Source organism: Olleya sp. R77988 (genome assembly GCF_044594215.1).
In the GTDB taxonomy this organism is placed as follows: domain Bacteria; phylum Bacteroidota; class Bacteroidia; order Flavobacteriales; family Flavobacteriaceae; genus Olleya.
The window spans coordinates 279,405-299,812 of record NZ_CP138988.1 but is presented as its reverse complement, the minus strand read 5'-3'; the positions used below and the strand labels follow the sequence as shown (position 1 = coordinate 299,812).

General features: G+C 30.1%; 23 protein-coding genes. 18 read left to right on the top strand and 5 right to left on the bottom strand.

Annotation, left to right across the window (positions count from 1 at the left end; all coding sequences use genetic code 11):
* Positions 1–111: 111 nt before the first annotated feature.
* From metF to SJY17_RS01370, 10 genes are all read left to right on the top strand, one after another.
* A complete protein-coding gene (metF, locus tag SJY17_RS01415) occupies positions 112–1,065 on the top strand; it encodes a methylenetetrahydrofolate reductase [NAD(P)H] (RefSeq protein ID WP_397363665.1) in 954 nt (317 codons plus the stop codon).
* A 34-nt stretch (positions 1,066–1,099) separates the two neighbouring features.
* Positions 1,100–2,296 carry a polysaccharide lyase family 7 protein gene (locus tag SJY17_RS01410; protein ID WP_397363664.1) on the top strand — a complete coding sequence of 399 codons (1,197 nt, stop codon included), beginning with the start codon at positions 1,100–1,102 and terminating at the stop codon, positions 2,294–2,296.
* A gap of 33 nt (positions 2,297–2,329) precedes the next feature.
* Positions 2,330–2,740 carry an RrF2 family transcriptional regulator gene (locus SJY17_RS01405; protein WP_397363663.1) on the top strand — a complete coding sequence of 137 codons (411 nt, stop codon included), beginning with the start codon at positions 2,330–2,332 and terminating at the stop codon, positions 2,738–2,740.
* Positions 2,741–2,862: 122 nt separating this feature from the next.
* Positions 2,863–3,489, top strand: a complete 627-nt coding sequence (locus SJY17_RS01400; RefSeq protein ID WP_397363662.1) for a phosphoadenosine phosphosulfate reductase family protein — start codon at positions 2,863–2,865, stop codon at positions 3,487–3,489.
* Positions 3,490–3,557: 68 nt separating this feature from the next.
* Entirely contained in the window at positions 3,558–5,651 is a 2,094-nt protein-coding gene (locus tag SJY17_RS01395; RefSeq protein WP_397363661.1) for a HEPN domain-containing protein, read from the top strand.
* Positions 5,651–6,433: a uroporphyrinogen-III C-methyltransferase gene (gene cobA / locus SJY17_RS01390; RefSeq protein ID WP_397363660.1), complete on the top strand. Its 783-nt coding sequence runs from the start codon at positions 5,651–5,653 to the stop codon at positions 6,431–6,433. Before SJY17_RS01395 ends, cobA begins: the two co-directional genes overlap by 1 nt.
* 5 nt (positions 6,434–6,438) lie before the next feature.
* A complete protein-coding gene (locus tag SJY17_RS01385) occupies positions 6,439–7,017 on the top strand; it encodes a bifunctional precorrin-2 dehydrogenase/sirohydrochlorin ferrochelatase (protein WP_397363659.1) in 579 nt (192 codons plus the stop codon).
* Between the two features lie 4 nt (positions 7,018–7,021).
* A complete protein-coding gene (locus tag SJY17_RS01380; RefSeq protein ID WP_397363657.1) occupies positions 7,022–8,071 on the top strand; it encodes an NAD(P)/FAD-dependent oxidoreductase in 1,050 nt (349 codons plus the stop codon).
* Positions 8,072–8,128: 57 nt separating this feature from the next.
* On the top strand, positions 8,129–9,220 hold the full coding sequence (locus SJY17_RS01375) for an acyloxyacyl hydrolase (protein ID WP_397363655.1): 1,092 nt from the start codon (positions 8,129–8,131) through the stop codon (positions 9,218–9,220).
* Positions 9,221–9,222: 2 nt separating this feature from the next.
* Positions 9,223–9,966 carry a head GIN domain-containing protein gene (locus SJY17_RS01370; protein WP_397363654.1) on the top strand — a complete coding sequence of 248 codons (744 nt, stop codon included), beginning with the start codon at positions 9,223–9,225 and terminating at the stop codon, positions 9,964–9,966.
* Between the two features lie 139 nt (positions 9,967–10,105).
* Here the strand turns inward: SJY17_RS01370 and SJY17_RS01365 are convergent, their stop codons facing one another.
* The 3 genes from SJY17_RS01365 to SJY17_RS01355 all read right to left on the bottom strand — a co-directional run bounded on the left by SJY17_RS01365 (position 10,106) and on the right by SJY17_RS01355 (position 11,843).
* Complete coding sequence (locus SJY17_RS01365; RefSeq protein WP_397363653.1) at positions 10,106–10,753, bottom strand: hypothetical protein; 648 nt, start codon at positions 10,751–10,753, stop codon at positions 10,106–10,108.
* Positions 10,754–10,913: 160 nt separating this feature from the next.
* Positions 10,914–11,366, bottom strand: coding sequence for a c-type cytochrome (locus SJY17_RS01360; protein WP_397363652.1), 453 nt, complete (start codon positions 11,364–11,366; stop codon positions 10,914–10,916).
* Positions 11,367–11,546: 180 nt separating this feature from the next.
* Complete coding sequence (locus tag SJY17_RS01355; RefSeq protein ID WP_397363651.1) at positions 11,547–11,843, bottom strand: hypothetical protein; 297 nt, start codon at positions 11,841–11,843, stop codon at positions 11,547–11,549.
* 201 nt (positions 11,844–12,044) lie between these two features.
* Here SJY17_RS01355 and SJY17_RS01350 point away from each other — a divergent pair, with 201 nt between their 5' ends.
* Positions 12,045–12,383 carry a hypothetical protein gene (locus SJY17_RS01350; protein ID WP_397363650.1) on the top strand — a complete coding sequence of 113 codons (339 nt, stop codon included), beginning with the start codon at positions 12,045–12,047 and terminating at the stop codon, positions 12,381–12,383.
* 121 nt (positions 12,384–12,504) lie between these two features.
* Here the strand turns inward: SJY17_RS01350 and gldA are convergent, their stop codons facing one another.
* Positions 12,505–13,398, bottom strand: coding sequence for a gliding motility-associated ABC transporter ATP-binding subunit GldA (gldA, locus tag SJY17_RS01345; protein ID WP_397363649.1), 894 nt, complete (start codon positions 13,396–13,398; stop codon positions 12,505–12,507).
* A gap of 302 nt (positions 13,399–13,700) precedes the next feature.
* Between gldA and SJY17_RS01340 the strand changes: the two genes are divergently transcribed.
* Genes SJY17_RS01340 through SJY17_RS01325 form a run of 4 tightly spaced genes read left to right on the top strand, consistent with a single transcriptional unit; the run spans position 13,701 to position 17,630 of the window.
* Positions 13,701–14,528 carry a prephenate dehydratase gene (locus tag SJY17_RS01340; protein WP_397363648.1) on the top strand — a complete coding sequence of 276 codons (828 nt, stop codon included), beginning with the start codon at positions 13,701–13,703 and terminating at the stop codon, positions 14,526–14,528.
* A complete protein-coding gene (locus SJY17_RS01335) occupies positions 14,528–15,667 on the top strand; it encodes a pyridoxal phosphate-dependent aminotransferase (RefSeq protein WP_397363647.1) in 1,140 nt (379 codons plus the stop codon). Before SJY17_RS01340 ends, SJY17_RS01335 begins: the two co-directional genes overlap by 1 nt.
* A gap of 6 nt (positions 15,668–15,673) precedes the next feature.
* Entirely contained in the window at positions 15,674–16,525 is an 852-nt protein-coding gene (locus tag SJY17_RS01330; protein WP_397363646.1) for a prephenate dehydrogenase, read from the top strand.
* Positions 16,526–16,547: 22 nt separating this feature from the next.
* Positions 16,548–17,630, top strand: a complete 1,083-nt coding sequence (locus tag SJY17_RS01325) for a chorismate mutase (RefSeq protein ID WP_397363645.1) — start codon at positions 16,548–16,550, stop codon at positions 17,628–17,630.
* Between the two features lie 55 nt (positions 17,631–17,685).
* Here the strand turns inward: SJY17_RS01325 and SJY17_RS01320 are convergent, their stop codons facing one another.
* The gene (locus SJY17_RS01320) at positions 17,686–18,156 is read right to left on the bottom strand and encodes a hypothetical protein (RefSeq protein WP_397363644.1); all 471 of its coding nucleotides are present in this window, start codon (positions 18,154–18,156) and stop codon (positions 17,686–17,688) included.
* A gap of 173 nt (positions 18,157–18,329) precedes the next feature.
* On the opposite strand from SJY17_RS01320, the gene SJY17_RS01315 reads away from it, so the two are divergent.
* From SJY17_RS01315 to dtd, 3 genes are read left to right on the top strand one after another with little or no spacing between them, the layout of a single operon-like run.
* Positions 18,330–18,959, top strand: a complete 630-nt coding sequence (locus SJY17_RS01315; protein WP_397363643.1) for a carboxypeptidase-like regulatory domain-containing protein — start codon at positions 18,330–18,332, stop codon at positions 18,957–18,959.
* Between the two features lie 45 nt (positions 18,960–19,004).
* Entirely contained in the window at positions 19,005–19,955 is a 951-nt protein-coding gene (gene rsgA / locus SJY17_RS01310; protein ID WP_397363642.1) for a ribosome small subunit-dependent GTPase A, read from the top strand.
* The gene (dtd, locus tag SJY17_RS01305; protein ID WP_397363641.1) at positions 19,956–20,408 is read left to right on the top strand and encodes a D-aminoacyl-tRNA deacylase; all 453 of its coding nucleotides are present in this window, start codon (positions 19,956–19,958) and stop codon (positions 20,406–20,408) included.

The following is a 20,408-nucleotide window of genomic DNA, read 5'->3' as shown; positions in this document are numbered from 1 at the left end:
TATCGAGAACAAGTAAAAAGATTGTAACGTAAAGCCCGACCTTTTTAGGTAACGCCAAAAAAATAAAATTTAGTAATAATTAAACAGATTCCCACTTTCGTGGGAAATACTATGAAAGTAACAGATCACATAAAAAACGCTAACGGAAAAACGCTATTTTCGTTTGAAATTATTCCACCAAAAAAAGGAAAAAACATTCAGGATTTATATAATAATATAGATCCTTTAATGGAATTTAATCCACCTTTTATTGACGTTACAACGTCTAGAGAAGAATATATTTATATAGAAAAAGAAGGCTTGTTAGACAGAAAAATAACAAGAATGCGTCCAGGAACAGTAGGTATTTGCGCAGCGATAAAACATAAATATAATGTGGATACTGTACCTCATGTGTTGTGTGGAGGTTTTACAAAAGAAGAAACAGAATACTTGTTAGTGGATTGTCATTATTTAGGCATTGAAAATGTAATGGCTTTACGTGGAGATGCGATGAGTCATCAAAAATATTTTGAAGCTTCTAAAGGAGGACACCAATTTGCAAAAGATTTGGTTAGTCAGATCCAAAACCTTAATTGTGGAAAATATTTGCATGATGTAATTGAAGCAGATGATAAATCTGATTTTTGTATTGGTGTTGCAGGTTATCCAGAAAAACATATTGAAGCACCATCTTTACAAACCGATTTAAAACGGTTAAAGCAAAAGGTAGATGCAGGTGCAGATTATGTAGTTACACAAATGTTTTTTGATAATAAAAAGTATTTTGATTTTGTTGAAGAAGCTAAAAAAGAAGGTATTAATGTCCCAATTATACCAGGAATAAAACCTTTGGCAGTCAACCGTCATTTACAGTTGTTACCACAAGTCTTTAAAATAGATTTACCAGAAGATTTAATAAAAGCTGTTGAAAACTGTAAAAACAATAAAGAAGTAAGACAAGTTGGTGTAGAATGGGCAATCCAACAATCTAAAGAGTTAAAAGCTGAAAACGTACCAGTTTTACATTATTATTCTATGGGAAAAAGCGATAATGTAAAAGCAATTGCATCTCAGCTTTTTTAAGTAGAAAAGAGTTATTTTTGAAAAAAAAGATGTTATGAAATTATTAAGTATTGCATTTACGTTTTTACTTTTATTTAGTTGTAGTTCTAACAATTCCAATGAAGATGAGTTTGTAGGAAATTTAAATGTATCTTCAGTTACAGGGTTTTCAGCAAGCCAAGAAACACAATTTGTAACTATAACCTCTAATCTAAATTGGACTGTAACCGAAGCTGTTAGTTGGATTGAAGTTACTTCTTTAAATGGAAGCAATAATAGTTTATTAGGTATTTCTGTTGAAGCAAATCCAACATTTAATAATCGTACAGGAATAGTAACGGTTTCTGGTGGTAATATTTCAAGAGATATTACAATTACACAAGTAGCAGCAGAAGATAATTCAGAAGATTTAGACCCAAATAATGCACCCTCAGAAAATTTTGATTTATCAACATGGAAATTAAATACACCAGAGAATAATGGTAGTGGTCTCTCTAAGACTATATCTGTTTCAGAAATTAATGCAGGTTATCAAAACAGTAATTATTTTTATACAGGAACTGATGGAGGATTGGTTTTTAAATGTCCTGTAGATGGTTATACAACATCAACAAATACTAGTTATACAAGGGTAGAGTTACGAGAGATGCTTAGAGGTACAAATACAAGTATTAGTACACAAGGTGTTAATAAAAATAATTGGGTTTTTGGTACTGCTCCAGCATCAGATAAAATTGCTGCTGCAGGCTATGATGGAGAAATGAACGCAACACTAGCTATTAATCATGTGACAACTACTGGTAGTAATAGCCATATTGGAAGAGTGGTTATTGGGCAAATACATGCAAATGATGATGAGCCTATTAGATTATACTATAGAAAGTTAAGCAATAATGCTTTAGGCTCTATCTATTTTGCTCATGAGCCTACTGATGGAAACGGAAGTGAGCAATGGTATAATATGATAGGTTCTAGAGATAATAATATTTCTAATCCTACAGATGGAATAGCGCTTGACGAAAAATTTAGCTATACTATTAAAACTGTTGGAGACATTTTAACTGTTACAATTATTAGAGAAGGAAAACCTGATGTTGTTTCAACTGTTGATATGTCAAATAGTGGTTTTAATGTTGGAGGACAATATATGTATTTTAAAGCTGGAATATATCATTTAAATAACACAGGAGATAGTGATGATTATGCTCAAGTGACGTTTTATGCTTTAGAAAAAACGCATACTTCAAATTAATATAGTGTTTTTAAAACACTTATATTTACCAACATGTTATCTAAAAAAACAAAATACGGAATTAAGGCTTTGACTTATCTTGCAAGACAAGATAGAAGTGTCCCAATTCAAATTGCTACAATATCTGAAAGCGAGAACATTTCGCTTAAGTTTTTAGAAAGCATATTATTAACACTTCGTAAAAATGGGTTTTTAGGTTCTAAAAAAGGAAAAGGTGGTGGATATTATTTACTAAAAGATCCTAAAGATATACCTATGACTGCAGTAATGCGTATTCTTGAAGGACCAATTGCTATGGTTCCGTGTGTTAGTTTAAATTTTTACGAAAAATGTGATGACTGTCCAGATGAAAACAAATGTGCAGTTAATAAAATAATGTTGCAGGTTAGAGATAGCACACTTAAGATTTTTAGAAACACGACTTTGGCTGATTTATCAAATTAGCAATAACTCCACGTATTTTTTATCATATAATTAACCGTTAGTTTATATATTTTATATAGGTTTGCATTATTATCCTAGTAATTCTATAGGGTAATTAGAATAAATTAATAAGAATTATAAAAATGAATTTAAAAAACTTAGATATAGTTAGTTTAAATGCTCAATTAAGACATAAGACTCCAAACCAAATTATACAATGGGCTCTTAAGCTTACAGATAATAGAATTGTCACAACTAGCTTTGGTGTTTATTCGTCTGTATTGCTTTCAACAATTAACAAACATGATAAAGCAATTAAAGTTATTTGGTGCGATACTTTATATAATCAACCTAGTACTTATATACATGCTAATAATTTAATTTCTGAGTACCAATTAAATATTTTAAAATATCAATCCTTAAAAACAAAAAAAGAAATTGATGAAACAATTGGCTTACCTACTTTGGAAGATGACAATCATGATAAGTTTTCTGAAGTTGTAAAACTTGAGCCTTTTAGACGCGCTTTAAAAGAAAATACTCCAGATTTATGGTTTACTAATATCAGAGTTAGGCAAACAGAGTTAAGAGACAAAAAAGATATTTTAAGCTTTAGTAAGGACGGAATTTTAAAGGTTAGTCCTTTTTATTACTGGACAAATGCAGATTTGGATATTTATATCCAACAGAATAATTTACCAAAAAATGTTGGTTATTTTGATCCTATTAAGGCTCTGCAAAATAGAGAGTGTGGTATACACCTTCAATAATTAATAGTCAAGTTAAGTGAATTTTTTTAATTTATCCTATTAAATCTATAGGAATTATATAATAAATAATGCAAAGTTTTAGAACCGAAATAGAAAATCCTTTAGTACAAAAGGATATAATTGAGTTAGCCAATAAGATTGAGCTGTTTCATAACGGAAAAATTGACGAAGAAAAATTTAGAAGCTTACGTTTAGCTCGTGGTGTTTATGGTCAGCGTCAAGAAGGTGTGCAAATGATTCGTATAAAACTACCTTACGGAAAAGTGTTAAGTAACCAATTACGTCGTATTGCTGAGGTTTCGGATGAATATTCTAGAAGTAGATTACATATTACAACACGTCAAGATATTCAAATTCATTATGTAGATTTAAATCGAACGCCAGAACTTTGGGCAGAATTAGAACGCGACAATATAACCTTAAGAGAAGCTTGTGGTAATGCTGTTAGAAATGTTACTGCTAGCGAAACAGCTGGAATAGATATAAACGAACCTTTTGATGTATCACCTTATGCAGATGCAGTTTTTAAATTCTTTTTACGTAACTCAATTTGCCAAGAAATGGGACGAAAGTTTAAAGTGTCTTTTTCTGGAACAGACGAAGATACTGGCTTGTCTTACATGCATGATTTAGGTTTTATAGCCAAAATTAAAGAAGGTGTAAAAGGATTTAAAGTTATGATTGGTGGTGGATTAGGATCGCAACCAAGACACGCAGATAAGCTGTTTGATTTTTTGGCTTCAGATAAAATAATTCCATTAATGGAAGGTGTTTTAAGGGTTTTTGACCGTTATGGAGAACGTAAAAGTCGTGCCAAAGCAAGGTTAAAATTTTTAATAAAGGATATAGGACTGGATGCCTTTAAAGAGTTGGTCGAGGCTGAACAAAATGCAATAGAGTTTAAAACTATTGTTATTGATGAAGCAAACTATAAGGCTTCAGTTCCTGTAACGGTTGAAGCACCAAAAGTAGAAATTAAAGACCAAAACGCTTTTAATATCTGGAAAGAAACTAATATTATTAAGCAAAAACAAGAAGGTTATGTTGCAATTGGTATAAAAGTATTATTAGGAGATTTTTATACAGACAAAGCACGTTTATTAGCAGATTTAGTAGAAAATTATGCAGCAGGAGAAATTCGTTTAACATTAAGACAAAATATTGTCATTCCGTTTGTTAAAGCAGATTTAATTCCATTTTTCTATCAAGAATTATCAAAACTTGGTTTTACAGAAGCTGGTTATAACAAAGCGGTTGATATTACAGCCTGTCCAGGAACAGACACTTGTAACTTGGGTATTTCAAGTAGTACAGGAATAGCAGAAGAACTAGAACGAGTTATAAAAGCAGAATACCCACAATACCTAAAAAACGAAGATTTAGTTATTAAAATTAGTGGTTGTATGAATGCTTGTGGACAACACAATATGGCAAACATAGGATTTCAAGGTATGTCAATTCGTACTAAAGATAAATTAGTTGCTCCAGCACTTCAAGTGTTATTAGGAGGAGGAAATAAAGGAAATGGAAATGCAACATTTTCAGACAAAGTAGTAAAAATACCTAGTCGTCGTGAACCAGAAGCTTTAAGGCGTATTTTAAACGATTTTGATGCGAATGGGAGAGGAAAAATATTTGCAGATTACTATCAAGAAAAAGGAGAAAAATATTTTTATAATTATCTAACAGATTTATCAAGTATAGATAATTTAACTCAAGAAGACTTTATTGATTGGGGAACAGAAGAAGAATACGTTAAAGCTATTGGAATTGGCGAATGTGCAGGAGTTGTAATCGATTTAATAGCAACATTGTTTTTAGAAAGTGAAGAAAAAATTGCCGAAGCTAAAGAGGCATACACAAACAAAGTATATTCTAGTGCAATATATGAAGCGTATCGATCGATGGTTAATTCCGCGAAAGCAATATTACTCTCAGAAAACATAAAAACAAATACACAAGCTGGAATTATTAGTCAGTTTGATCAGCAGTTTGTTAGCACTAAAAAGATTGAATTAGGGACTAGTTTTTCAGACTTAATTTATCAAATAAAAGTACATACACCAACCAAGGACTTTGCTGCTAATTACATAAAAAGTGCAGAAGTATTTTTAGAAGCAGTAAGAGGATACAGATTAATAGAATTAACAAAAGTAAACTAATGGAAACACCAAAATTAACAGTAGTTGGAGCAGGTCCAGGAGATCCAGATTTAATAACATTAAAAGCTGTAAAAGCCATCAAATCTGCAGATGTTATTTTGTATGATGCGCTTGTAAATGTCAAGTTATTAGACTATGCGTCAGAAAATGCAGAGCTAATTTTTGTTGGCAAACGTGTAGGTTGCTATGCTTTTCATCAAGATCAAATTAACGAAATGATTGTAGAGCGTGCATTAAGATGTGGACATGTGGTTAGGTTAAAAGGAGGTGATCCATTTATTTTTGGTCGTGGCGCAGAAGAGCTTGAATATGCAAAGGATTATGCAATTGAAGTTGCAATGGTTCCTGGTATTTCATCATCTTCAGCAGTACCAGCTTATCATGGTATTCCGTTAACAAAACGAAATATATCAGAGAGTTTTTGGGTTATTACAGGTACAACAAAATCGCATGAACTTTCAAAGGATATTGCTTTGGCTGCAAAATCTACAGCAAGTGTTGTAATATTAATGGGAATGAAAAAACTGTCAGAAATTGTTCAAGTTTTTTCTTCTGAAGGAAAATCAGAAACACCTATTGCAATTATTCAAAATGGAACCACAAGTCAGAAAAAAATTGGTATTGGTACCATTAGCACAATTGAAACTATAGTTGAAGAAAAGCAACTATCGTCTCCTGCAATAATAATTATTGGAGAAGTAGTAAATGCACGTGTAGATTTATCAGGTATGTATGAAAAAGCAAACAATGTTAATCGATTTTCTGAACCTGTTTTTTTATAAAAAAGATGGAAAGAAATAACTTATATCCAATTTTTTTAAAAGTAGAACAGTTAAACGTGCTTATTGTAGGTGGTGGAAACGTTGCTTTAGAAAAATTAAGTTTTTTGCTAAAATCTAGTCCAAATGCAAAAGTACAAATGGTAGCTCCTTTTTTTAGAGAAGAAACTATAGAACTTGCTACAAAATTTGGGATAGAAATGATTAATGGTGTTTATAATAATACCTTATTAAGCAATAAGCATATTGTTATTGCTACTACTAATAATATAAACGTAAACATTATGGTTTATAAAGATTGTAAGCATAGAAACATATTAGTTAATGTAGCAGATAATCCACCATATTGTGATTTTTATATGGGAGGAATTGTAACAAAAGGAAATGTAAAAGTAGCGATTTCTACAAACGGAAAATCACCAACAACAGCAAAACGATTACGTCAGTTTTTTGAAGATGTTATCCCAGAAAATATAGATGATTTGGTAAAAAATTTAAATAAATACAGAAAAACAATAAAAGGGGATTTTGAGCAAAAAGTTGAAACTCTAAACGAATTTACTAAAGGATTAGTAGAAAAATTTTAAGATCATGATTAAAACAGATATATTAATAATAGGAGCAGGACCAACAGGATTATTTACTGTATTTGAAGCAGGATTGCTAAAATTAAAGTGCCATTTAATTGATGCTTTGCCCCAACCTGGTGGTCAATGCTCTGAGTTATATCCAAAAAAACCAATCTATGATATTCCTGGATTTCCAGAAATATTAGCTGGAGATTTAACTAGTAATTTATTAGAACAAGGTAAGCAGTTTCAACCAGGTTTTACATTAGGTGAACGTGCCGAAACAATAGACAAACAAGACGATGGTAGTTTTATTGTAACCACTAATAAAGGTACTAAACACCATGCGCCAATTATTGCAATAGCAGGAGGTTTAGGAAGTTTTGAGCCTAGAAAACCAAAAATTGAAGGAATTGAAAAATACGAAGATAATGGTGTAGCGTATTTTATAAAAGACCCAGAAGTTTATAGAAATAAAAAAGTAGTTATTGCTGGTGGAGGAGATTCTGCTTTAGATTGGAGTGTGTTTTTAAGCGATGTTGCTTCAGAGGTTACTTTAATACATAGAAGAAATGAATTTAGAGGTGCATTAGATTCTGTAGAAAAAGTACAAGAATTAAAGTTATTAAATAAAATAAATTTAATAACACCTGCAGAAGTTACAGGATTACATGGAGACAATAATATTGAAGGGATAACAGTAACTAAAGATGGTGTGGATTCGGTTTTAGAAACAGATCATTTTATACCTCTTTTTGGACTATCTCCAAAATTAGGACCTATTGGAAATTGGGGTTTAGAGATAGAAAAAAACGCCATTAAGGTGGATACTTTAGACTATCAAACTAATATTCCAGGCATTTATGCTATTGGAGATGTAAATACTTATGAAGGTAAATTAAAGCTAATCCTTTGTGGATTTCATGAAGCTACTTTAATGTGTCAATCGGCTTATAAATTATTAAATCCAGGAAAAAAATTCGTTTTAAAATATACTACAGTAAGTGGTATTAATGGATTTGATGGTTCTAGGAAGGAAGCAGAAAAAGCAGTCGTTAAAGCTATTGTTTAAACTATTCAAGTTTTAAAACAGTAAAATTGCATACTTTTGCGACCTAATTAATTTTTAATGAGGTCAATATTAACAATCAGTTTTTTGTTTTGTGTATTGTGTTTACAAGCACAAGACAAAAAATCATCATATACATTGGATGCTAATTTTTTCTACGGAAATATTGCCGAGCATAATACAGATATCTCACATTTAATAACTGGTCATCCAACTGGTGTTATATTAAGTTATAACCAAAAAACGTTTGGAGATAATGCTTGGGAAAGCCGATTTAATTATCCAGATTATGGAGCTTCTTTTATATATCAAGATTTTAAAAATGAATTTTTAGGAGAAAACTTAGGTGTATATGCGCATTATAATTTCTATTTCTTTAAACGAAATTTAATGTTTAGGATTGGACAAGGTTTAGCATACAATACTAACCCTTATGACAAAGTCGAAAATTTTAGAAACAATGCATTTGGTACACGTTTATTAAGTAGTACCTATTTGATGCTTAATTATAAAAAAGAAAACCTATTTAATGGTTTTGGTTTGCAAACAGGATTGTCGTTAATACATTATTCTAATGCAAATGTAAAAGCACCTAACAGTTCTATAAACAGTATTACTTTTAATTTAGGTGTCAATTATATTTTTGATGACAATACAACAACAGAGTATATTAAACACGACAAAGAAAAATTTACAGAAAAAATTAAATACAATTTTGCGTTTAGAACAGGAGTTAATGAGAGTGATATAATTAACTCTGGACAATATGCTTTTTACATTGTGTCTGCTTATGCAGATAAGCGATTAAACAAAAAAAGTGCGATTCAGTTAGGTGCAGATGTGTTTTTCTCTAACTTTTTAAAGACACATATTAGATACAAATCTGTAGCTTTTCCGTTAGATAATGTGTCTGGTGACGAGGATTTTAAACGTGTAGGTCTTTTTGTTGGACACGAGTTGTTTATTAGTAAAACATCATTAATAACTCAATTAGGTTATTATGTGTATTATCCTTTTGATTTTGAAGGACGTGTGTACAACAGGGTTGGTCTAAAACGTTATTTTAATAAAAAATGGTTTGGAGCTTTAACCTTAAAATCCCATGGTGCAAAAGCAGAAGCAGTAGAATTAGGAATTGGAATAAGACTTTAAAAATGAAAAACATTATATACATTTTATTTGCAGTAATACTATTTGGATGTAACTCAGAAAATGCTCCAGATTGCTTTCAAAATGCTGGAGATACCATTCAAAAAGAATTTGAAGTCTCTGCATTTTCTAAAATTACAAGTTTTAAAGATGTCGAGCTATTTGTTACTCAAGGTTTAACTCAAAAAGTAGTAGTTGAAACTGGAGAGTTTTTAATAGATGATATTGAAGTTGTTGTAGAAAATGAAAGATTGCTGCTAACAGATAATAATGCTTGTAACTTAACCAGAGACTACGGAATAACTAAAGTCTATGTTACCACACCTAATCTAACCGAAATTAGAAACAGTAGTCAGTTTCCAGTCAATAGTATTGGTGTTTTAAATTTTGACACATTAAATCTTAGGTCAGAAGACGATTCTGGAGACTTTTATAATAGTGGTGTTTTTAATATAGAAGTAAATGCAATGGTTTTAAGAGTTACAATTAATAACACGACAACAAGCTATATTTCTGGTATTACAGAAACTTTAAGAGTTAATCATGCTTCTGGAGATGGACGTTTTGAAGGTAGAAACCTAATAGCACAAAACGTAAATATTTATCATCGTGGCACAAATGATATTATTGTAAATCCACAACAATCCTTAACTGCTAATTTGGTAAGTACAGGAGATGTTATTGCAACCAATACACCACCAACAATAAACATTACAGAACAGTTTAATGGTCGTGTTATTTTTGAGTAAAAAATTCCTTTGAAAAAAGGAATCTCAATAAAAGAATCTGGTTTAGAAGTTTTTTATCTTAGAAATTATTAACCAGTATCTTATTATCCATTATCAAGCAATTAAATATACACGTCTTACAGCCAGTTACTTTGATGTACTAAATATTCAATTTATCAATAGAATCGAATATTGATTTCAAATCCTTATTTGATTTATTCCACCTTAAATGATTTGTTTTTAATTCTTCTATATCCTTTTCATTTAGAATTTTCGAAGCAATTATTCCATTAATGGCTGCGTCTTCTTTTGTTCCGTGAAACTGAAAATTTCCTTTCAAATCTTCTTGGTGTTTCTTTCTATTAAGTAGATTGCTAACTTTTTCTATTGATCCATATCTTTGAAAATATAATTCAGCGAAATTTTCGAAAATGTATTTGACATTATTTATTCCGATTTTAATATCATCAATTTGATTAAATGAGAATTTAGCCTTTCCCCTTTCTTTAAAATACAAAAGTTGGGAAGAATCAATATAAATAGTAAAAGAATTTTTAGGTAATTCTATTTGGTGAATTTGATCATAAATATCTTCTATTTCATTAAATCTGAGTCCAAACCCAATTTTTAATTCTTCTGAAGTTATTAAATATTCTAATTCAAAAATTTCGAAACCAAAATCTGTATTTTTTTTAAAGACTAAATCTTGAGCGTCTTTTTGAAATCCTTTATTTTTTAGATATTCATAAACCTCTTTTTCTAAGCTTAATTTTAAATTTTCATATTTTGTTTTTCGTTTCCAAAACATTATGATTCTTTTTTAATTGGCTGAAACGTGTTTGTGTAAGATTAGTTGTGTGTTTAAGTAACTAATTTAGCAAATAAAAACCGAATAGAATATTCCGCAGGAATATTCGTAAGTAGGCTAGAACTAGCAATTAATTTTACACGTTGTTGTACGCGGTTTTTTATTTTTCTGTTTTTATATATTCAATCAAATCATTTAATTCAGAGTCAGAATATTTAAAGTTATGGCTATTAGCTAAATTCCCATAATCGTCTTTTATTGTAGTTGCATAAATGTCTTTTGCATTTGTCAATGAATCTTGATTAGTTATAAATTTTTTAAAGTAATCAATTCCCATTTCGTTCATCATTCCATTTGTCATTCTGAAGGTATTGATTATCGAACGTCTTTTGTGACAAACATTGCAGTCAGATGTAAAAATTTCCTTTCCGCGTTCAAATTCAGGCGTTGTCTTTTCGGTTTTAACAACTGTTGGCTGATAATCACTTGACTTTCGATCAAATTCCGTAATTCCGTTTTTTTTAATCACAAAAATGAAAAGTCCGACGAGTAAAATCAAAATTACACTTGAGGAAATTAAAATCTGAAGTATCAATTTTTTCGGGTTTTTCATTCAGATTTAGGTTTTTCTCAAATTGCGTACAACGGTTTTGTATATGATACGTTGCGTGGTTTAGCACGTAATTTAGCAAATAAAAACCGAATAGAAAATCCGCGAGGATTTTCGTAAGTAGGCTATCACTAGCAATGGATTATATACGTTGTTGTAACACGTTTTTATTCCGCTTTCAACTTATGATTCCGTATATTTTAGTTTGTACAAATCTAATTGCTTTTTGTAATAATTAAATTGTCTAGCAGAAAAACCTAAACAGAAAATTAATGGTGTTAATAGACTTAATTTGGGTAATTCTAAAGTTCCATAATCGATATTTGTTATATCCCAATTATTGGCTTTTAAATAAAAAAGGTAAAAAACAGTAATTCCTAAAAAAATTAGTACCAGAGATATAAGAATTCTTAATTCCCATTTTTCCAATTCCTTTTTATAGAATTTGATGTTCTTTTTTATTTTACTTTTTTTATCCATTCAGTTTTATTATCTCCATACAAAGATAAGTATCAACTGTTTGAAATTCAGCTGCTTTGGTTAAGAGTTATTAACGTTGTTTTAGAATATAGCTTTATATTATAATATAATAACTCATTAAGTACTTTGAAATATGTATATTTAGTTTTTTAAATATGAATATGACAATTATATTCTAAATATTGTTAATAACTTCTAATTATGAAATTATATATAGTTAAAGGAATTGAAATTGAAAGAAAGAACTCAAATAGTACGAGTAAAAAAATAGATAGTTTTATTGGTTTTTATACAAACCTAAAGGAAGTCTATGGTCAGTTTGAGCGTAAAACAGTGAAGTCGTATTCATCTATTGCGAATAAAATTAATGAAACCAACTATTACATTACCTATGATTCAAAATTTTTGATAAATGAAAAAATGATGAAGTTTCAACAAATAAGAATTGAAAGAATTCAGACAAACGTAGTTTACAATAAATCTAAATATGTAAATATAAATCCGTTGATTGCCCAAGAATTCAGTGACTTCAAGTTTTAATAGCGGATTTTGAGGTTCCGTTCAAATGTGTTACAACGTGTTTTATGACAACTAATATATACTATTTTGGGTGTTGTTTTCTGGATATGATAATTTTTTGTTTTATTTATTATTAAAAAAATCAACTAGTCAACTCTCTAAATAAACTTTCCAAACTCGCATTTTTCTGATTCAATTGTAAAATCTTCAATTGGTTATCGTGTGCAAAGTCAAAGACATGACTACGCATATCCTCTTTTGTAGAAAAAGTAATTTCGTAAATAAAATCAAAAGAATTTTTCACACTCTTTACATGTGGTAGTTTTAATAAAAAAGCTTCTTCTATTCTGTAATCAAACTCGACAATAACAATCTGCTCTTGTCCATCACGTAAAGCTGCCAGTTTTTTATTGGCAACAATTTCGCCTTTATTAATAATAATAACACGATCACACATAGCTTCAACCTCTTGCATAATGTGTGTGGATAAAAATACAGTTTTGTTTTTTCCTAAGGTTTTAATTAGGTTTCTGATATCTATTAATTGGTTTGGATCTAAACCAGTAGTGGGTTCGTCTAAAATCAAGACCTCTGGATCATGTAATAAAGCATTTGCTAAACCAATACGTTGTCTGTAACCTTTGGAAAGTTGTCCAATAGTTTTGTGTGCTTCTGGTGTTAAACCAGTTAACTCTATTACGTCTTCCACTCTGGATTTGTCAACTTTATAGACCTTAGCATTAAAAGTTAAATACTCTCTAACGTACTGATCTAAATACAAAGGATTGTGTTCTGGTAAGTAACCCACACTTTTTTGCACTTGTTGGGTTTGGGTTAAAATATCTTGTCCATTAACTTTTGCGTTACCTTCTGTTGGATTAATGTAAGTGGTTAAGATTTTCATCATCGTGCTTTTTCCAGCTCCATTGGGACCTAAAAAACCCACAATTTCTGGACGCTCTATTTCAAACGAAATATTGTTTAACGCCTTTTGTGTACCATACACCTTTGTAATATTTTCAACCTTGATAGACATAAAATAGATTTGTATTCAAAAATAGACATTCTGTAATTTAAACCATAGATTATTATTAAATCTTTAATTATAACGTAAAAACAACAAAAATAGAGAGTTAGTATTTTGATTTGTCAATTAATTATTTACATTAGCAGTATAATTACAATTATGAACAACATTTTTAACACATATTATAACTGGAACTATTTCTTTTTTAGCAAAAAGAACGAGACGTTATGTATGTAAGTTAATAACACATATTTATAAAAAGTCTCGATAATTATCGAGACTTTTTTTTGTATAAAAATTTAAATAATAGTTTGATTAAATCAGTAGCAATACAAGGTGTAAAAGGATCGTTTCATCATATTGTATCTCAAGAGTATTTTGAGAGTCAAGTGGTTGCAAATCCATGTTTGTCTTTTGACGAGACCGTTGATAGTTTACTTAGCAAAAAAAGTGATGCAGCAATAATGGCTTTAGAAAACTCTATAGCTGGATCAATAATACCTAATTATGCTTTAATAGATGCTAATAATTTACATATAGTAGGTGAGCATTATTTGGATATTCAGCACAATTTAATGGCACTTCCTAATCAAACAATTTTGGATGTTAAAGAAGTGTATTCTCATCCTATGGCTTTATTACAATGTAAGGCATTTTTTAAAAAACATCCACATATAAGGTTAATTGAAGATAAAGATACTGCAGAGGTTGCAGAGCGTATCCAAAACAATCAACTAAAAGGTGTAGCAGCAATTGCAAGTACATTAGCTGCACAGATTTTTGAATTATCAATTTTAGCAACAAGTATACAAACCATAAAACATAACGAGACTAGGTTTGTTATAGTTAAACAACAAAATTCTGAAATACCAGAAAATCAAATCAATAAAGCCTCAATTAAATTTGAATTAGACCATCAAAGAGGCAGTTTGGCAACTATTTTAAATGTTATGAGTGATTGTAAACTTAATTTAACAAAAATACAATCCTTACCAAAAATAGATACACCTTGGAAGTATGCTTTTTTTGTAGATGTTACGTTTGAAAACTATCAAGATTTTATAAAAGCAAAGTCAATAATGGAAATAATGGCAACACATTTTAAAATATTAGGAGAATATAAAAACGCAAAAAACTAATGGAAGTTGCTAATAGATTACATAGCGTAGAAGAATATTACTTTTCTAAAAAATTAAAGGAGGTTAATGCATTAAAAGCAGCAGGAAAACCCATAATTAATTTAGGGATTGGTAGTCCAGATTTGCAACCACCAAGTCAGGTTGTTAAAGCTTTGACAGAAAGTTTACTTAGTCCTGTAGCACATAAATACCAAAATTATCAAGGCTTACCAGAATTGCGTGATGCAATTTCAGAATTTTATAAAGTACATTATTACACACATATAAATCCAGATTCAGAAGTTTTACCATTAATGGGAAGTAAAGAAGGGATTATGCATATTTCTTTAGCTTTTTTAAATCCAGGAGATGCTGTTTTAATACCAAATCCAGGTTATCCAACTTATGCAGCAGTGACTAAATTGGCAGAAGCTAAACCAATAGCATATAATTTAGATCAAAGTAATAATTGGTTACCAGATTTAAAACAGATCGAAAAATTAGATTTATCAAAAGTAAAATTAATGTGGACCAGTTATCCACACATGCCAACTGGTGCAAAAGCAACAAGAGCAGATTTAGAACAATTAGTACAATTTGCTAAAAAGCATGATATATTATTGGTAAATGATAACCCATATAGTTTTATTTTAAATGAAGATCCATTAAGTATTTTAAGTGTCAAAGATGCTAAAGAAGTGTGTTTGGAGCTTAATTCTTTAAGTAAAACGTTTAATATGGCTGGATGGAGAGTTGGTATGTTACTTGGTAATTCTGCTTTGATACAAGCAGTTTTAAAAGTTAAAAGCAATATGGATTCTGGGATGTTTTATGGTATTCAAAAAGGTGCAATTGCTGCTTTAAAATGTTCTAAAATGTGGTATTCAAGTTTAAATAGTATTTATGAAAAACGAAGACATTTAGTATGGCAATTAGCAAAAAAACTAGATTGTACGTTTGATAAAAATACTAGTGGGTTATTTGTTTGGGCAAAATTACCAGAAAGTTTAAAATCTGAAGATTTTATAGACAATTTACTATATCAAAAAAATATTTTTATAACACCAGGAACCATTTTTGGAACTCAAGGAGAAGGGTATGTAAGGTTTTCGCTTTGTGCAACTGTTGAAGACTTAGAAGAAGCAATAAATAGAATTTGATTTAAAATGAAAAATATATACATCATAGGAACTGGGTTGATTGGAGGAAGCTTGGCTTTAGACTTAAAAAAAGTCTTGCCAGATTCTGTTGTATATGGTATTGATAAAAATGAATCACATTTAGTTGAAGCTTTAGAAATTGGTGTAATAGACCAAAAAGCAACCTATAAAGATTTAGATAAAGCAGATTTAGTAATCCTTGCAATACCTGTTGATGTTTCTGTAACAGAATTACCTAAAATATTAGATCAAGTTTCGGATTTTTCAATAGTAGTTGATGTTGGATCAACCAAACAAGCAATTTGCAATGCAGTAGCAGATCATCCAAAAAGAAGAAATTTTTTAGCAATGCATCCAATAGCAGGAACAGAGTTTTCTGGACCAAGAGCAGCAGTTTTAGACCTCTTTCAGCATAAAACAAATATTGTTTGCGAAGTAGAAAAAACAGCGTTTAAATTACAAGAACAAGCTATTAATGTATTTAATAAAATAGGAATGCGTATGCGTTATATGAATCCAGAATCGCATGACAAACACATAGCATATGTCTCTCATTTGTCTCATATTAGCGCATTTATGTTAGGTAAAACAGTCATTGAAAAAGAAAAAAACGAACGCGATATTTTTGATATGGCAGGTTCTGGTTTTGAAAGTACAGTGCGTTTGGCAAAAAGTAGCCCAGAAATGTGGACACCAATTTTTAAACAAAACAAAGACAATGTTGTTGAAACTTTAAACGACTATATAAAAAACCTGACACAATTTAAAACGCTAATAGAAAACGACGATTTTGAAAATGTTTTTAAGGAAATGAAAGACACCAATTATATAAAGCAAATATTAAACGGAATAAAATAAAATACCAGAATAAATCAAGATTATGGAAAATAAAAAAGAAATGAGAAACTGGTTGGATGACATGAAATTGGATCATCCATTAGTTATCGCTGAACCTTGTAGTGCAGAGACAGAAGAGCAAGTGTTAAAAATAGCGCACGAGCTAAAAGATACTGATGTAAGTTATTACAGAGCAGGAATATGGAAACCACGTACAAGACCTGGTAATTTTGAAGGCGTAGGTGCATTAGGTTTAGGATGGCTTAAAAAAGTAAAAGAAGAAACAGGTATGAAAACCTGTACAGAAGTGGCAAATGCTGCACACGTAAAACTTGCTATAGAAAATGATGTGGATTTACTTTGGATTGGAGCAAGATCTACAGTTAGTCCTTTTATAATGCAAGAACTAGCAGATGCTTTAGAAGGAACCGATAAAATAGTATTGGTTAAAAATCCAGTAAATCCAGATTTAGCATTATGGCTAGGTGGTATTGAAAGATTATACACTGCAGGTATTAAAAATCTTGGGGCAATCCATAGAGGGTTTTCTACTTACGAGAAAACCAAATATAGAAACATTCCAGAATGGCAGTTAGCTATCGAGTTTCAAAATAGATTTCCAGACTTACCATTAATTAATGATCCATCACATATTACAGGAAAGCGTGACATGGTTTTTGATGTCTCTCAAACTGCTTTAGATTTAAACTTTGATGGATTAATGATAGAGACGCATACAGATCCAGATAATGCATGGAGTGATGCTGCACAACAAGTCACACCTGATGCTTTAGTGCAAATGATGAAGGATCTTAAAATTAGAAAAGAGACAGATCCAGAAGCAGAGTATAATGCAGAGCTTAACAACTTAAGAGCTCAGATAGATGTAGTTGATAATCAAATTATTGATTTATTAGGTAAACGAATGAAAGTTGCAGATGGCATTGGAGCACTTAAAAAGCAAAAAAACGTAGCAGTATTACAAAGCAAACGTTGGAATGAAATTTTAGGAAAAATGGTTCTGGAAGGAGAAACTAAAGGTTTAAGCGAAGAGTTTATACTTAGAATGTTTAAAGCCATTCATCAAGAATCTATAAATCATCAAGAAAAGATTTTAAAATCTTAAACATAAAAAAGCCTCTTTATTTAAAGAGGCTTTTTTAATAAATATAATTGTTTGATTATCTTTTAAAAGTGTAACGCGTTACAAAAATACCTTGACCATCTCCTTTTCCAGCACTCTCTACTCCAGTATTTATAAAAGCTAATTCCCAACCTTCTGCAACCATTGTGTTAACTTTTGATGTCATAATAGCATCGTTTGCTGCTATGTTTTGGAATCTAATTCCACCAAGATTGTAAAAATTTAACAATTTAGTTTCTTCGTAATCTTTAACTCTAATCTCGTCTCTTTTAGATTTGTTTTTTTCATCTTTTCCTTTGTCATCAGATCTTACTGTTGTAAACTCTTTGTAATCTTTTGTTTCATTTGCAGATATCATTCTAGAACGACCTAATCCGTTTGGTACAATTGATTCAACTACAGTTACAACTTTATACTCTACAGGAGCTCTTTCTTCAGATTTATTAATAAAAGAGAAAGAAATGAAGCCTACTATGGCTAAAGCGATAATTAAAATGTTTTTTTTCATGTTATATATTTAGATTAATAAGTTACTAAGATAATGATTTGTATTGATTAAAAATTACTGTGTTTCAAGCTTTTTTTGTGTTTTACTCAACCAAAAGTAGCATACACTCATTGTTGGTTTTATATTAGTTTGTTTAGAAGTAGGTTTGATTAACAAACCAATAAACACTAATTATGAGACAAATTACATTATTTTTTTTAGCATTAACTTTTGCTTTTACAGCATTAGCTCAAACTAAAATAACAGGAATAATTTCTGATAATATGGATGTGCTTCCAGAAGCTAATATTATAATTAAAGGAACAGAAAAAGGAACAGCAAGTGACTTAAAAGGAAATTTTAAACTAGATGCAAAACCAAACGATACGCTTTCAATTTCATATTTAGGATATGCAACAAAAGAGGTTGTTGTAAAACAACAGAAAAAGATTAATATAACTTTAGATATTGATAATACTTTGGATGAGGTAGAAGTTATTGCGTTTTCGTCTAGAAGAAATTGTAGGTTGATTTGTTGTGGTATTACAATATTTAAATCCGAAGATGTTTCAATTGGAAAACAATCAACCTTATATCCAAATCCTTCATCAACTGGGTTTTTCAATTTAAAATTGCTTAAAAATTATAAAAAAGTAAACATTCAAGTGACCAATATGTCTGGTCAAGTTGTTTTATTAAATTCATTTCAAAATGTAAATAAAAAAGTAAGCTTAGATTTGTCAGAATTCACTTCAGGGATTTATATAATCAATATTATTGCTGATGATAAAAAATTACCAGCTAAAAAAGCAATTGTTGGTTAAGGCAAATCAAGATAAAAATCGTTATTTTGTATCTTATTTAAATGAATGACAGGACGCGTATATAAATCTACAGGAAGCTGGTACACAGTAAAGACCCAATTAGGTCAAACTTATGAGTGCAGAATAAAAGGTAAGTTTAGACTAAAAGATATTAAAAGTACCAACCCAATTGCTGTAGGAGATTTTGTGGATTTTGAGTTAGATACAAAGTCTGATGTAGAAACAGGTGTAATAAACACCATTCATGATAGACAAAACTATATTGTCCGTAAATCTGTAAACCTTTCCAAGCAAACACATATAATTGCCTCTAATATAGACTTGGTATTTTTATTAATAACAATAGATAATCCACCAACATTTACAAGTTTTATTGATCGTTTTTTGGTCACAGCACAAGCCTATGATATAAAAGCAGTGTTGTTATTTAATAAAATTGACACTTACGACCAAGAGACTTTAGATGAAGTTAGGTATTTAGCACATGTTTATAGACAAATAGGTTATGAATGTATTGGTATATCTGCAAAGACTGGAAAAAATTTAGATAAAGTTAAAACCTTAATGACAGGTAAAGTAAGCATGTTTACAGGACATTCTGGTGTTGGAAAATCTACTTTAGTTAATACCATAGAGCCATCATTAGATTTAAAAACTAAATCTATTTCTGCCCAACATATGCAAGGTCAACATACTACAACATTTGCAGAAATGTTTGACTTAAGCTTTGATGCAAAAATTATTGATACACCAGGAATTAAAGGTTTTGGTGTTGTAGATATGGAAAAAGAAGAAATTGGCGATTATTTTCCAGAGTTTTTTGCTTTAAAACAAGATTGTAAATTTAATAACTGTTTACATATAGAAGAACCTAAATGCGCAGTAAAGTTAGCATTAGAAAATAACGAGGTAGCAGCTTCACGTTACAAAAGTTATGTGCAAATTATAGAAGGAGATGAAGAGCATTACAGAACAGATATTTGGGAAAAAGAATAGATGAAAACAGTAATCCAAAGAGTATCTAAAGCAAGCGTTACTATAGAAGGGAAAATAGTAGCAAATATTAAAAATGGACTTTTAATATTGCTTGGTATTGTTGAAGAAGATACAAAAGAAGATATTGATTGGTTAGTAAATAAAATTACTAATTGTCGTATTTTTCCAGATGAAAATAGGGTGATGAATTTGTCTTTAATTGATACCAAAGGAGAAGCAATTATAGTTAGCCAGTTTACATTACACGCAAGCACAAAAAAAGGAAATAGACCAAGCTATATTAAAGCAGCAAAGCCAGAAATAGCAATACCATTATACAATCAATTTGTAAAGCAGTTTGAAATGGTATTAGGTAAACCAATACAAACAGGACAATTTGGAGCAGATATGAAAATAGAACTGTTAAATGATGGTCCAGTAACTATAATAATGGATTCAAAAAATAAAGAGTAA